Annotated in this window: 11 protein-coding genes, 1 pseudogene and 1 riboswitch; of the genes and pseudogenes, 1 reads left to right on the top strand and 11 read right to left on the bottom strand. The window is 59.6% G+C overall.

Features of this window, described 5'->3' with window-relative positions; translation table 11 throughout:
• Positions 1-22: 22 nt before the first annotated feature.
• The 11 genes from NP945_RS26855 to NP945_RS31880 form a co-directional block, all read right to left on the bottom strand.
• Positions 23-1,870, bottom strand: coding sequence for a DNA cytosine methyltransferase (locus tag NP945_RS26855; RefSeq protein ID WP_256748011.1), 1,848 nt, complete (start codon positions 1,868-1,870; stop codon positions 23-25).
• 114 nt (positions 1,871-1,984) lie between these two features.
• A complete protein-coding gene (locus NP945_RS26850) occupies positions 1,985-2,155 on the bottom strand; it encodes a hypothetical protein (protein ID WP_256748010.1) in 171 nt (56 codons plus the stop codon).
• A gap of 16 nt (positions 2,156-2,171) precedes the next feature.
• Positions 2,172-4,298 (bottom strand): nuclease-related domain-containing protein, encoded by a 2,127-nt coding sequence (locus NP945_RS26845; protein ID WP_256748009.1) that lies wholly within the window; start codon positions 4,296-4,298, stop codon positions 2,172-2,174.
• Positions 4,299-5,033: 735 nt separating this feature from the next.
• Positions 5,034-5,849 carry a hydroxymethylpyrimidine/phosphomethylpyrimidine kinase gene (locus NP945_RS26840; RefSeq protein ID WP_126057617.1) on the bottom strand — a complete coding sequence of 272 codons (816 nt, stop codon included), beginning with the start codon at positions 5,847-5,849 and terminating at the stop codon, positions 5,034-5,036.
• Positions 5,840-6,445 (bottom strand): thiamine phosphate synthase, encoded by a 606-nt coding sequence (locus NP945_RS26835; protein WP_126057618.1) that lies wholly within the window; start codon positions 6,443-6,445, stop codon positions 5,840-5,842. Before NP945_RS26835 ends, NP945_RS26840 begins: the two co-directional genes overlap by 10 nt.
• Complete coding sequence (locus NP945_RS26830) at positions 6,442-7,215, bottom strand: thiazole synthase (protein ID WP_127318688.1); 774 nt, start codon at positions 7,213-7,215, stop codon at positions 6,442-6,444. Before NP945_RS26830 ends, NP945_RS26835 begins: the two co-directional genes overlap by 4 nt.
• 1 nt (position 7,216) lies before the next feature.
• On the bottom strand, positions 7,217-7,414 hold the full coding sequence (gene thiS / locus NP945_RS26825) for a sulfur carrier protein ThiS (protein ID WP_127318686.1): 198 nt from the start codon (positions 7,412-7,414) through the stop codon (positions 7,217-7,219).
• Positions 7,383-8,384, bottom strand: a complete 1,002-nt coding sequence (gene thiO, locus NP945_RS26820) for a glycine oxidase ThiO (RefSeq protein WP_135887487.1) — start codon at positions 8,382-8,384, stop codon at positions 7,383-7,385. Before thiO ends, thiS begins: the two co-directional genes overlap by 32 nt.
• Positions 8,381-10,216: a phosphomethylpyrimidine synthase ThiC gene (thiC, locus tag NP945_RS26815; RefSeq protein WP_256748008.1), complete on the bottom strand. Its 1,836-nt coding sequence runs from the start codon at positions 10,214-10,216 to the stop codon at positions 8,381-8,383. The genes thiO and thiC overlap by 4 nt, the downstream gene beginning before the upstream one ends.
• A gap of 104 nt (positions 10,217-10,320) precedes the next feature.
• A riboswitch (TPP riboswitch) is annotated at positions 10,321-10,437 on the bottom strand.
• A 107-nt stretch (positions 10,438-10,544) separates the two neighbouring features.
• Entirely contained in the window at positions 10,545-10,772 is a 228-nt protein-coding gene (locus NP945_RS26810) for a hypothetical protein (RefSeq protein WP_245454713.1), read from the bottom strand.
• A gap of 662 nt (positions 10,773-11,434) precedes the next feature.
• On the bottom strand, positions 11,435-11,896 hold the full coding sequence (locus NP945_RS31880; RefSeq protein WP_306283303.1) for a hypothetical protein: 462 nt from the start codon (positions 11,894-11,896) through the stop codon (positions 11,435-11,437).
• Positions 11,897-12,731: 835 nt separating this feature from the next.
• Between NP945_RS31880 and NP945_RS26800 the strand changes: the two are divergent.
• Positions 12,732-13,317, top strand: a pseudogene (locus tag NP945_RS26800) (SMC-Scp complex subunit ScpB).
• The last annotated feature ends 142 nt before the right edge of the window (positions 13,318-13,459 follow it).

Genomic DNA, 13,459 nt, shown 5'->3' with positions numbered 1-13,459 from the left:
CTGAAGAAATTCCCCGTTTTACCTACTCTGATCGGGGCACGGCAGCTATGAGCGCAACCGATCCATCAGGCGAGCTATCGAGGTCCATTTTCTCAGCGAACAAATCTGGCGAAACATGCAACACCAAGTGTGGATCTCTATTGTCCGATCCCGCAAGCATGTCGGACTCTTCGAAGGTCAGCCTTACGACCGATGCGATCCTAGAACCTTCACCAAAGCAAATATTACCGTCCTCCTCTTGCGTCATGATAGGAAGATTGGCTACCGGGTGCTTGCTTAGCTTGTCATGGATCAGTTTTATGCGCGCGCGCAGATAGCGAACTGGAACATCTACTTCCAACGAATCTTTCCTGTTCGAAAGTATGGCAAGAAGCTGAACTATCGCCCTGTCGATAGCATCCACTTTATCTTCGCGTACCAACGGGATTGCAATAATTGCATTCGTCACGCACTCGAGGAGTTGGTCTTCGTAAACCTTTACAACGTTTTGGTCGAAGAAAGCGTCGCGACTGACCCGCCACTCGTCCCGGCGCCTGTACCGCAGCGGCATGACACTGAGCCGGTAGCCGTTAGCTGTGATTGCGTCAGCTGCGATCGGTTCCCCCCAGCCCGCAGGCCAATATGTTCCGCCGCCGTATCCGTCTCTCGCGCGAAGAGAGTCGTTTTTCTTGTTCATGAACCGTTTGACCATCTTCGGCAGTTTTCTGCCGCTGGCCAGTGCAAGGCTGGTGATCCTCGCTTCGATACCCTCGGTTCCGTCAGCCAAGTGCCGTATAAGCTTGGCCATAAAAAAAGGTGGGACGGCGTTGCCTACCTGTCTGTACTGGGCACCACGCGGGCCGGTAAACTCAAAGGAATCCTGAAAGCCTTGCAGGCGAGCTCCCTCCCTTACGGTCAGAGCTCGATCATGGTGCGGGTGAGTGAAGCATCCCGATGTTACATTCCCAAATCCAGCAGAAATCGTGTACGCAGGCGAAGCTTCGTGTAATCGCCCATAAAGGGTAGCGTAGTCCGTCATACGGACGCGCCTGAACCGATCGGGAAGAAGCTCTGGCGGGATGTCTTTCCATGATCCACCCTGAGGCACTTTCGATATTCGCTTGCGATTGATGTCCGCAAGTGTGTTGGCCCAATGATTACGGACAATACCCTCGCTATCGTGGACAAACTGCTTGAATTCTCCCTGCGGTGCGGGCGTGTCGGGGCGAACAGTAACCTTGCCATCAGTTTTTACACGGCTCAGATCGCCAATAGCCTCGCCTACGGTCATATATGCCGGAAGGCCTAGCTCAGCTTCAGCAGAATGGGTGGGCGAAGGGAATGTCGATGGAATGGGATCGGCAGACGCAATCAGAATGAATCTATTCCTGAGCTGTGGCAATCCATAGTCCGCCATGTTCAGAACGTCGGCAAAAACGTCATAACCTCTGTCTTCGAAAAGCTTGAACAGTTCCCTTACGATTACGAGGTTGCGCCCATACACGACGCCTGGAACGTTCTCCATTACAACGCGTCTGGGTCTGCGACCTGCTGCGGTAAACCCGTCCAGAAGTCGTATGAAGTGGACGAATAGAGCGTTTCGGGGATCATCAAGGTGGAAGACGCCCATCGTGCTGACAGCTTGGCAAGTCGGCCCAGCAAAAAACCAGTCAATCCTCTCCAGCGCCGCGCGATCGATGACGTCTGCTGCAGAGACGAGTGATACGTCACAGCAGTCAACGAGTGCTTCGGGGTGCGCCTTCTTGAAGGTCTGGGTGGCGTTCTTGTCTATGTCGAGTGCCCATTTGATCTCAAGATCGGGAATGGCAACCACGGCCCCGGCCGACATTCCGCCGCACCCAGAATAGAGATCGACTGCTGTTTGACCCATGATTCCCCCGAAATTTTACAAATAATCAAACTAAAGTCATTCATCAATATTATTCTTGGAGCTGAGCAACTCTATGCGACATTCTTGTTTGCGAATGCTCGGCTGGTGCAAGCGTCAGCCGGCCAGCTTGATGAAAATCAGTTCCGGCGTCAGCATGCTGCCAAAGGCGGCATGCCCGAGCCTTAGCTTCACTAGGCCGTCGAAGCGATCCGACGTGTCGGCACCGAGTGCTGGCGAGTACCTATCCGGCGATCCGGAAAGCCGAGGGTCGTAAGGTGCGCTCAAAATTCCAGTTTCCCCTCTAATCTATTTTCGCCGCGGCCTCGAACCTAGCGCGCACTGGCGCAAGGGTCGCGCTGAACTGCTCCATCTCCGTCTCGATCGCCTCCGCGGTTATGCCGGCAACCGTCGCTATGGACTGCATCGTCATTTCCCGGCGCCGGGGAACCTGCGTATAGGCATAGAGGTTGGGTCCGATCTGGATACCGATCGGCCCGATGCCCATGTGCGCGACCATCAGGCGCAACTGAAGCGGATCTTCGAGATGGCGCATGAACGCGTCTGCATCTGGCTTCTCTCCGGACCACAGGTCGTGAAGCGCGACTCGATGCACCACCTTGTGGGGACCGATCTGGTGTAGGCGGCTGACGTGGGAATACCGTTCGCTGAAGAAGCGATTGATCGCGGCGGCATCGTTGAAGTACACGCCATCGAACGAGCCCCGCATACTGAACGGCATCGCGCTCACAACGACGGGGACGATCCGCAGCGCCGAGCAGTTCTCCTTCACCTTGGTCGTGAGGATGTTGGGATGTTCGGTCAAAGCGGCAGCCAGACGCTGAACCTGCTCCACATGGCCGGCGGCGGACCGCAGGAAGTTATGGGACGCGATTGGATTAGTGCCAGACAGGGACCGGTTCTTGCACTCGAACACGAATAGGTAAGCCCCCCACGGGACGAGCGCGTCATACTCGTAAGTTTGGTCACCGCGACGCACTTCGAAGTGATAGACGGGTAGCCCCTCCGCTTCGAGTGCGCCGCGGAACTGCTCCTCGAAAGCCTCTCCCTTGCCCGCGACGTCGAGCCGCTTATTGGCAAGCGTCGAGAGCACCAGCCTGATCAGCAAGGCGGCGGAAAGCGCCGGCACGGCGAGCAGGCACCAGTCCGCCTCTCCTCGAAGGATAGGCGCGTCATAAACGTCGCGGCTGGACTTGGCGAAGCTCGCGTGGTCGATGAAGATGCGCGCCTTGGGGCCGACGAGTCCATTGCGCTGCAGGACCTCTTCCACTTCGGCGATCGTGAGGCGCGGAAACGCGCGGCCCAGTGGCTCGGACGCGGCCTCAATGTTATGATTGGCCAACTGCTGCAGCACCGCGAAGCCCCGCATCCATTCGCACAGCCGGAGGCCACCCAAGTCCGTCGGATGGGTGGCGACATTGATCCCCAGATACTCGCTCAGCATGATGACACTGTGCATCTCCTCTGGCGAAACGTATCCATGCGGAGGCATGGCCGCGCCGGGATCGACGCCTTGCGCCTTGGACAGCAGGTTGGTCTTTGCGGCCATTTCATGGAAGGTCTGGCCCAGCCGTTCGCCTAGGCGCTCGTTGGCGATAGTGTCGAGAACCTCCCATTCGATGCCCTCGGGGGTGTGAACGATGAGCTGCGCGCCCGTAGGAATACCGTCCTCCTTGGCTGCTTCGCGCTTTTCGAGTGCGCCGCCTAAGTAGCGGCACCGCTCCTCGATGAGCTGCCACTGCTGCCAACCCAGCGCCGTGCTATCCGCTGCCCCGGCCTGTGCGATCTGCTCGTCGGTAGCCGTGGGCAACGATGGCAGCCGGACGAGATCGTCGGCATCAAACCATTTACCCTTGTGGGCGGTGAGCGTCACGTTCATTCCGAGAACGTTGACGAGGAGCGACGTTGCCGCATCGGCCCCAAACCGGTGCCCTTCGGGTGTCTCGAGCACGACGCCGGAGATCAGAAGCTCTCCCGCCGCTCCCGCCGCATCGATCTGACTGCGAATACGATCCCAGCCGCGCGCGACGTGGCCGAGATAGGCTGACACCTGCTCGGCCTCCGACAGGCCAGCGAGCGGAAGGCAGTCGATCATCGTCCGCAACCCGGTATAGCCCTCATCGATTAGCGCGAAGATCTTGAAGCGCGCCGCAACCGCGTCCGCCGCCTCTTCGCTGAGATCGGCGCGAACCTTCGCCACCACGCCACTGAGGATTGCGGCCCGCTTCTTCAGATTGCCCGGATAGCGGAAGACTAGCCTCCGTGCGCGCAGGACGAGATCGACAAGCTTCGTCGCGGAGTCCTCATCGAGCGTAAGGGCCGCAAGGTGGGCGTCGAGGCGGCCCCAGTCGAGATCCTCGAGGCAATCGGTAACTGTGGCCTCGCGGAGGCGATCAACTTCTTCGATCATGCACTCATATCTAGCCTACGACGTCGCGCATCACCACGCCGCGCCGCCATGAATTTCGGGGCGAGGATGCCGCTCAGGTGCGTAGAGTGTTCGTCTGGAATTCGCGTTGGCCGACGCCGCCAGTCGGCTCCGGAATATCCGCTCTCTGCTCAATCTGCCTGTAACCGGAAAGGCAGTAAACGGCCCTTTCCAGCCATTCATAATGTCAGCCGGAACTGCGAAGCCAAGGCTATCGACCTCGAAGAACACACAACGCGCCTCTCCATTGTTCGTGCTTTGTACCTCGAAAGTCGCATAAAAGGGCAGTCTGGTATAATGGCCGAAATTATCTGTCGTCAGTTGAGCCTACGAGTCCAGAATTATCTGTCGTCGGCCTGACTGTTAAGTGGCTCATATCCCACCGCTTTCGCCCGAAGGGGTTCCCAATGCCCTTCGGTCAACAGGTTACCAATGTGCCCCAACGACAATTAATTCCGAACTGGCGCTAAGGAGCTGTCTTCATTAGCTTATTGCGGCCCTGATTGGTAACCTAAGGCCACCCACCACGCGGATTGGTAGCCCACAGGAATAGGTTTGGTAACCCTTATCGAGTGAGGGCCGCTCGTACCTTTCGGCGGGTTCGTTTCAGTTCTAAGCCCGGCTTAATTCTGGACAACGACAGATAATTCTGGACGGCACAGTGGAACTCAACGCGTTGTAAGGATGGCATAGAGAAGCAGTATCCCTCCAGTCTCGCTACGGGAAAAATTCTGGAAAATGGGTCTGCTTGGCTGGACGCAGAACGCTGTGGTTATTCAGCCGGCATTTCTGAAGCCTCTCCAAGACAAACAGCTTGCCTTCGCGCACGCTGTCTTCGAGCGGCTTCGGCTTCGCCAGATGCGCCGCAATCGCGCTGGCCAGCATGCAACCTGTCCCGCGCATCGATGTGGCAAGGCGCGGTGCATCGAAGCGGATGGGTTCGTGCCCGGAGCGTAACAGAATATCGGTCGACCGGGTTCCCGACGCATGCCCACCCTTGATCAGCAGGGCTTGAGGGCCGGCGGCCAGCAGTCTTTTTCCTTGTTGGAGCGCTCCGTCCTCATCCACTGCCAGTTCGGAGCCACTAAGGAGCGCCAGTTCAGGGAGGTTGGGCGTGACAATGCAGCAAAGCGGCATAAGATCGCGCTTCATGGCAGCGATAGCGCCTGCTTGCAGAAGTGCGCGGCCTGAGGTGGAGGCCAGCACAGGGTCGAGTACTGCGGGGACATGCGGAAATTTGCGCAGCACTGCGGCAACGGCAACAATGATCTTGGCAGTCGCCAGCATGCCGATCTTGATTGTGGCCACGTCGTTGGCCTGCAGCGCGGCGCACATCTGATTGGCCACCAGGCTAGGTGGCGAATAATAGATTTCGATCACGGCGTCATGCGTTTGCACCGTTAGCGCTGTGACGGCGAGACAGGTGCGCACGCCAATGGCAGAGATCGTCTCGATATCGCGTGCAATTCCAGCACCGCCACTGGAGTCCGATCCACCGACGACAAGCACATGTGGTTCTCGCCTCAGCGCCATTGGTCCGTCTTTTCGATCCATTCTCGCGTGCGCGCCTCGGGGTCGTCGTTGAGCGTGATGTCGGTCACCACCGCCGCGCTGTCCGCGCCAGCCGCAAAGACACCGTCGAGCCGCTCAGGGTTGAGGCCACCAATGGCGACCAATTGAAACGGCGCGACCTGGCGCTTCCATTCGCTGATCCGTTCGACCCCTTGCGGCGCCCATTTCATCTTCTTCAGGATGGTCGGATAGATGGGTCCAAGCGCTATGTAGTCAGGCTCGGCGGCCATCGCCGTTTCCAGCTCCTGATGATCATGTGTGCTCAGTCCGAGCCTTACGCCGGCTGCCCGTATCGCCAAGAGGTCAGCGGTCTGCAAATCCTCCTGGCCGAGATGTATGAAGTCGCAGCCTTCCTCGATTGCCAGGCGCCAGTGGTCGTTGACGATGAGTTGGCACTGGTATCGAGCACACAAGGCCTTCGCGGTGCGGATCTCCGCGCGCAACCCAGCCTCATCCACGGTCTTGATGCGCAGTTGCAGAAGCCGGACTCCGAGTGGGACCAGCCGTTCGATCCAGGCAGCGCTGTCGACGATCAGGTAGAAGGGATCGAGCTTCATGAAAAAACTGCCCTGCCGATCATCGGTGTCGATGGCACGGCGACTTCGCGCGGTTCGAGCATTCCCGAGCTGAACGCCTCACGACCGGCGTCGACCGCCTTACCGAAAGCACGCGCCATGCCGACCGGATATGCCGCCTTGGCGACCGCTGTGTTCAGGAGCACGGCGTCAAAGCCGAGTTCCATGACGGTGGCCGCGTGCGACGGCCGTCCGAGCCCCGCATCCACAATCAGCGGGACGCCAGGGAAATATCCGCGCATCGAGCGCAGCGCCGTCATGTTGACCGGTCCCAAGGCGGAACCGATCGGTGCGCACCACGGCATCAGGACCTTGCAGCCCGTTTCCAGCAGCCGCTCGGCGACAACGAGATCGTCGGTGGTATAGGGGAATACCGCAAAGCCGTCCTCGCACAGGATGCGGGCGGCTTCAACCAGACCGAACACATCCGGCTGTAGCGTGTCGTGATTGCCGATCACTTCGAGCTTGATCCAGTTGGTGCCGAAGACCTCGCGCGCCATTTTCGCGGTGGTGACGGCTTCCTTGACGGAGAGGCAGCCGGCGGTATTGGGCAGGATTCTGGCGCCCAGCGAGCGGATCAACGACCAGAATTGTTCGCCGGCCCTACCGCCCGCCATCTCACGCCGCAACGAGACGGTCACCACCGACGTGCCCGACGCCTTGACCGCGTCGGCAAGGATGGCCGGCGAAGGATACTGAGCCGTGCCGAGAAGCAGGCGCGACGAAAGCTCGGTTCCATAAAGCTCCAACATGCTAGCCGCCCTGCATGGGCGAGAGGATTTCGATCCGGTCGCCGTCGCTCAACTGGAACTCCGCGCGGTTGGCTTTGTGCACGAGGTCGCCGTTGACGGCGGTGGCGAGCCAATCGCCCTCATAGTCGAGCGCGGCAAGCAACTCGGCCAGCATGGTGGCGGCAATCTCACGCGCCTCGCCGTTGACCATCAGTTTCATGAGCATGCTCCTTGGTTCTGTCTTGACTGAAAACCAGGTCGGCAGCCTGGCGCGCCATGGCGGGGGCGAGGAGAAAACCGTGACGATAAAGACCGTTGATCGCGATGATCTCACCGTCTGTTTCGACGCGTGGCAAATTGTCGGGAAATGCCGGACGGACACCCACACCGGTTTCAACGATCTCGGCCTCACCAAAGGCCGGATGGAGGGCATGGGCGGCGCCCAGCAGCTCCATCATGGAACGCGCCGTCACCGGTCCGGCGCTCTGGCTTTCAATCATCGTCGCTCCGATCATGAAACGGTGATCGGTGCGCGGCACGGCATAAAGCGGAAAGCGTGGATGAAGCAAACGGACCGGCCGCGACAGCGAGACATCAGGCGTGCGAAGGATCAGCATTTCGCCGCGAACACCGCGCAGCCTGTCATCGGCCGCTGCCATTCCCATGCAGTCTATCTGACGGGCGAAACCCGAAACAGGCCGGGCGTCGCAGCCGAAGTGGAATTTGACACCCATGGTCGCAAGCTTGTCATGAAGTGCCGCCATCGCCTGGCGTGGGTCGAGGTGAGCCTCGTCGGGGAAGAGCAATCCACGCCGGAAGCGGCCGGCGAGGTCGGGTTCCAGGAGCGCAATTTCGTTTTCATCGACGCGCCGATGCCCTGACGTGCGACTGGCGAACCGGTCAAGCTCACCGGCATCACGCGGCGCGGCCACGACCAATGTCCCGGCCCGTGTCACCTGACCCGACAGCACCGCATCCCACCAGTCGGCAGCGTCGCGTCCGAGATCCAGCACCGGCTGCTCCGCGCTTTCGCGCTCGCACCATGGCGCCAGCATGCCGCCGGCGAACCACGACGCGTTGCCGCCAAGGCCATGCCGCATCTCGGCGACTGTAACCGTCGCGCCGCGGGCGGCGAGTTCGAAAGCGACGGTGAGGCCGGCAACGCCGGCCCCTTTGACGAGCACCCTCATGATGGTTTGGGAGCCTCTGGCACGACCGGTACGCCAGTCTCGTCAGCTGGCATGTAGAGATCGCCGCCCTCCCGGTATTTTGCCGCCATTGCCGCCATGCCTTCCTTCTGAGCCTCGGCACGGATGTCGTGGGAAATGCGCATGGAGCAGAATTTCGGCCCGCACATCGAACAGAAATGTGCCAGCTTGTGCGCCTCCTTGGGCAAGGTCTGGTCGTGGAAGGACCGTGCGGTTTCGGGGTCGAGCGACAGGTTGAACTGGTCCTCCCAGCGGAACTCGAAGCGCGCGCGCGAAAGGGCATCATCCCTGGTTTTCGCTGCCGGATGGCCCTTCGCCAGATCGGCTGCATGGGCGGCTATCTTGTAAGTGATCACCCCAATCTTGACGTCGTTGCGGTCGGGAAGGCCGAGATGCTCTTTCGGCGTGACGTAGCAAAGCATGGCGGTGCCGAACCAGCCTATCATGGCGGCACCTATGCCTGAGGTGATGTGGTCATAGCCCGGCGCGATGTCGGTCGTCAGCGGCCCCAACGTGTAGAACGGCGCCTCACCGCACACTGCGAGCTGCTTGTCCATGTTCTGCCTGATCTTGTGCATGGGGACATGGCCCGGGCCTTCGATCATCACCTGGCAGTCCTTTGCCCAGGCAATCTTGGTGAGTTCTCCAAGTGTTTCCAGTTCGGCGAATTGCGCCGCGTCGTTCGCATCGGCGATTGAACCGGGACGAAGGCCGTCGCCGAGCGAGAAGGAAACGTCATAGGCTCTGGCGATGTCGCAGATCTCCTCGAAATGCTCGTAGAGGAAGCTCTCCCGGTGATGGTGCAGGCACCATTTGGCCATGATCGAGCCGCCGCGCGAGACGATGCCCGTGACCCGGTCGACGGTCAGCGGTATGTAGTGCAGCCGCACGCCGGCGTGGATGGTGAAATAGTCGACGCCTTGCTCGGCCTGCTCGATCAGCGTGTCGCGATAGACCTCCCAGTTGAGGTCCTCGGCGATGCCGCCGACCTTTTCGAGCGCCTGATAGAGCGGCACCGTGCCGATCGGCACCGGTGCATTGCGCACGATCCAGTCGCGGATGTTGTGGATGTTGCGGCCGGTCGACAGGTCCATCACCGTATCGGCGCCCCAGCGGATCGCCCACACCATCTTTTCGACCTCTTCGGCCATCGACGATGTGACAGCCGAGTTACCGATGTTGGCGTTGATCTTCACCAGGAAATTTCGCCCGATGATCATCGGTTCGCTCTCGGGATGATTGATGTTGGCGGGAATGATTGCGCGTCCGCGCGCCACCTCGTCGCGCACGAATTCGGGTGTGACGAAATCTGGGATCGCCGCGCCGAAGGCTTCGCCGTCGCGTTGCAGCTTGCCGCGCATCACCTCGCGGCCGAGATTCTCGCGGATGGCTACGAACTCCATTTCTGGCGTGATGATGCCGGCGCGCGCATAGGCAAGTTGGGTCACCGCCTTGCCCTGCTTGGCCTTGAGCGGCCGATTGCGTATCGGAAATTCCGGTGTCAGGCGCTCGCCGGTGGCGAATCCATTGTCTTCCGGCCGGACGTGGCGGCCGTCATAGGCTTCGACATCGCAACGCGCCGTGACCCATTCGTGGCGAAGCCGGGCAAGGCCTTTTTCGATGCTGGTTTGGACTGATGGATCGGTGTAGGGGCCGGACGGATCGTAGACGGTGACGGGCGGTTCGCCGGCCGTCGGATGGACGGAAATCTCTCGCATCGGCACTTTGATGTGCGGATAAAGGACGCCGGACTTGTGGATTTTCCGTGAGGCGGGCAGCGGTCCCGTCGATACGGCGGGGGTGAGGGCATTCATCGTGAGGCTCCTTTGCTCATGCATTGGAGACCCAGTTCTGTGCCGGAAGGATGAAAAGACGCTTCTGTCGACCTGCCGAAACAGGATATCGGGCGTAAACTCCCGCAAAAGCGCTTGCACCGTCCCTACGCCAGTATGAACTGGATCAGGTTCAACGGGTCACTGCGCCGCGAAAGCCAGCAGTATCTCAGCCCCTTGCCGGGACTCCCCTGGTGAATGCGCCGAATTGAACGGGCCGGCGCTATTTTGTCAAGCGCATTTGGCCCGCGGCGCTGATCGGCGGCCAATCAGACCGGGCAGAAAAGCTCGCGCATGCGTCGGGGACAAGTCACGCCCCGTAGACCAGGGCTGGAATGGCCAAAGTCTCATTCGCTTCGTGAAGGATGGAAAAACTGTATCGGCCATGTGCGTCGAGATCGACCGAGTAGCTCAGGCGGTCACGGATGTGGTTATCCTGGTCGAAGGCGACGATTTGCGGCTTCAGCGAGGTGATTTGCACCACGTCCAGGTAGATGGAGTTGCAGATATGATCTGGTCGTCGGGCTGGCAGGTGCAAGCGGCCGCTCTATTCAGGATGCGGCATCGGCGGCGTTCCCGATACCAATGATATCTTGCGGGCAACTTATGCAATCACCGGCTTCGTAAAACCCGACGGCGGCGGCCGTGTCCTGGCGCTGAGGATGTGCCGCTGTTCCAGCAGAGAAATCGCGTGGGCGCGGAGTTTTCGCTCTGCGAGGAAGAGTTGACGCAATCGTTTAGCTTGCTTGCAGTTCGTAGAGACCCGCCTTTGAAAGCAACTAAGCTATTGCATTGATATGTTGGTGCGCGATCGATCGCTACATAGCCGGCCGCCATTATCCGAGTATTGATCCGCCGGTGTTCGTGTTGCCGTATATGGCAATCCCTGCGAGATCGTCGCGGCCGGATCGGCCGCACCCTCTAGTCATAAAAGGGGAAGCGACCGAGAATTCCGCTGCCGAAAACTTCTCTGGCTTGGCTATGCATGCGGTAGATGAGATCGCCGCCTACCGCGACCTGGTCGAGGAAGGCATCGACGCCCAGTTCGGACAGCCTGGTTATCGCAATGCGTTAGCGGCTCAGACTTGCGGTCTCGAGAGCGGCCTTTGGGGGTCACCTCTTTTTTGTTTCAGAGGTTGGAAGACGGCTGCTCGTTACCCAATAGAAATGGCGACTACGGAACGCGATCGATCGCGGCCATCAGGAAACACCTGTCTTCGGCTCAACCTCGACATGGCGTCCGATCGACCGCAGATATACAGCTATCTCGTCCATGAGATGATCGCGTTCGCCGTAGATCTCAGCAATCCTGCGCAGCTGTGGCTCGACGGACCTCCGTTGCGCCGGCGTCAAATCAGCATCGCCAAAGACATATCCCAAGTTGCCAATCGCGCAAATGTTGCAGCCGGCCTCCACAACTGCTTGCACGAATGCCGGAATGTCTTTTTCTTGCATAGTCTTCATGTCGAACCTCTCGTGAATGGCGTGCTTGCGCGCCCATGCTGCCTTTTCAGCGTGTCCTCTGGGCGGCGCAAGCCTTGAGCGTAATTGTGCCGGGCAACCTCGACTATCCCGTCTGCCACGCTCTTTAGAGTCGGTGGGGTCTGGTGATTGCAGGCTGGGCCACTCAAAAGCCTGCAAGAAGAAAGTCATGGCGACCATTGCTCAAGATCGCGAGGGTGCGTGCAAGACCTTCCGTTGGCAGTCATGCACGCTCACCCAGCAACTGGGTATTGAGCAACTGGGTCTCACGTCGCGGGTCTCGTGTGCTTCACAGCCGAAAATAAGGTACCACCGTGGCTATTCTCAAGTGCAGGCTACCTCTTCAGGACACGGCGGAGTGCCTTCCGACGCACCCCTGGTGCAACGTGCGACCTAACGAGACACATCTCGTTCGCGTTCCCTCGACCTTTCTTCGTATTGCTGCTTGCCCTGCGATTTCAGGCCCTCTGCTAGCTTCTCGGCCGCTCTTTGGCCTGCAATGTCACTATTCAAGATCATATCCGACATCCCTGGATGGTCATAACCGTAATGCGCATGCAGTTTCCCTCACGAGCAGCGCCTATCCGTCGATTAGTTCGTCTTCCGGAACCCGAAGCCCTTTTTATCCGGCGTACCTATCCACCATTCAACCGGTATACCTTTCCCAACTTTGGCGGACCATTTACCTCAGGCATGATCATCTCGCGTGACATTTTTTTTTGGCGCCATCATCGCACGTGGCATTTTCTAAAAACCAAGACGTGTCAATTTGTAAAATCAAGGATGCGGCCGCGCCCGTTGCGAGGATTTGCAGGTAGCTCTTCAGCCCCAACACGATGTGTGAGGCGGCGGTGGAAAAGGCAACCGACGGCGTCGACGCGTCCTTTGATGATCGCAAGCGATATGCTTCGTCGCGAGCCCAGATTGCGGTCTCGGGCACAAGGCGAGATCACAGTTCTGCGATCTGTGGTAACGCGAGCCCGCAAAGCGCCGCTGCGGCCACCGCTTTTGGAATCTGGACGGGATTCGTCGTCGTCTGAGATCAGTTGATCGAGCAGTTCGCGCGCGCGGGACGCGCTTGCGGTGCAGTCTCTCCCGCGAGCTCGCCCGTGACCTTCTCATCGACGACATCCGAGAGCTGCGCGGACGGCCCTATGACCTCGTCGCTGTCGCCGGCGGCTGGAAGCACCTGACACGGCCGGCCTATGCCGATGCCATCCGCGCCTGCGGAAGCAGCGGGCGTGCCGTCGACCTGACGTGGTCGGACGTGCTGATGCTGATGTGCATCGGCACTTCCAGCCGATTACCCGCGCCGAATTGTCGTCGGTTTTCGGGAAGTAATCAGTCGCGACCTGATCGGCCATCTGCGGCACCGGCCTGATCGCGTCGAACCCGCGCAGTCCGACGCCCGGCGCTCCCTACACCTATGTGACGACAAAAGCGTCCTGCTCGAGTTCGGCCTCGACACGCTTCGCGATCTCCCGGACTGCGAGGCGCTCGAGGATGCCGGGCTGCTGAGCAGAGATGAGCTGCTTGCTGGTGAAATTATGCCAGAGTTGGCTAGTGGCCATGAGGATGCGGGTTTGGATACGGAGGAATAGCTTGGCGCTGCAGACGCTGTGGCCACCGGGCTTGCGAGTGCTTCCAGCTTTCCATAGCGAATCTAGCGCGCCCAAGGGCGTCCGAAATTTGTAGGCAAATTTCGGACATGGACACGGTCAGCGACGTCAAGCAGGCAGCGGT

Source organism: Mesorhizobium sp. LMG17149, from assembly GCF_024518695.1.
In the GTDB taxonomy this organism is placed as follows: domain Bacteria; phylum Pseudomonadota; class Alphaproteobacteria; order Rhizobiales; family Rhizobiaceae; genus Mesorhizobium.
The sequence above is the reverse complement of the archived record's forward strand: the minus strand, read 5'-3'. Positions and strand labels throughout refer to the sequence as shown.

What these genes read in the sequence shown, in the direction of transcription:
- thiS (WP_127318686.1), bottom strand. Translation starts at nt 7,414, where the DNA reads ATGAAACTGATGGTCAACGGCGAGGCGCGTGAGATTGCCGCCACCATG.
- NP945_RS26855 (WP_256748011.1), bottom strand. Translation starts at nt 1,870, where the DNA reads ATGGGTCAAACAGCAGTCGATCTCTATTCTGGGTGCGGCGGAATGTCG.
- NP945_RS26830 (WP_127318688.1), bottom strand. Translation starts at nt 7,215, where the DNA reads ATGTTGGAGCTTTATGGAACCGAGCTTTCGTCGCGCCTGCTTCTCGGC.
- NP945_RS31880 (WP_306283303.1), bottom strand. Translation starts at nt 11,896, where the DNA reads ATGGTCGCCATGACTTTCTTCTTGCAGGCTTTTGAGTGGCCCAGCCTG.
- thiC (WP_256748008.1), bottom strand. Translation starts at nt 10,216, where the DNA reads ATGAATGCCCTCACCCCCGCCGTATCGACGGGACCGCTGCCCGCCTCA.
- thiO (WP_135887487.1), bottom strand. Translation starts at nt 8,384, where the DNA reads ATGAGGGTGCTCGTCAAAGGGGCCGGCGTTGCCGGCCTCACCGTCGCT.
- NP945_RS26845 (WP_256748009.1), bottom strand. Translation starts at nt 4,298, where the DNA reads ATGATCGAAGAAGTTGATCGCCTCCGCGAGGCCACAGTTACCGATTGC.
- NP945_RS26835 (WP_126057618.1), bottom strand. Translation starts at nt 6,445, where the DNA reads ATGAAGCTCGATCCCTTCTACCTGATCGTCGACAGCGCTGCCTGGATC.
- NP945_RS26840 (WP_126057617.1), bottom strand. Translation starts at nt 5,849, where the DNA reads ATGGCGCTGAGGCGAGAACCACATGTGCTTGTCGTCGGTGGATCGGAC.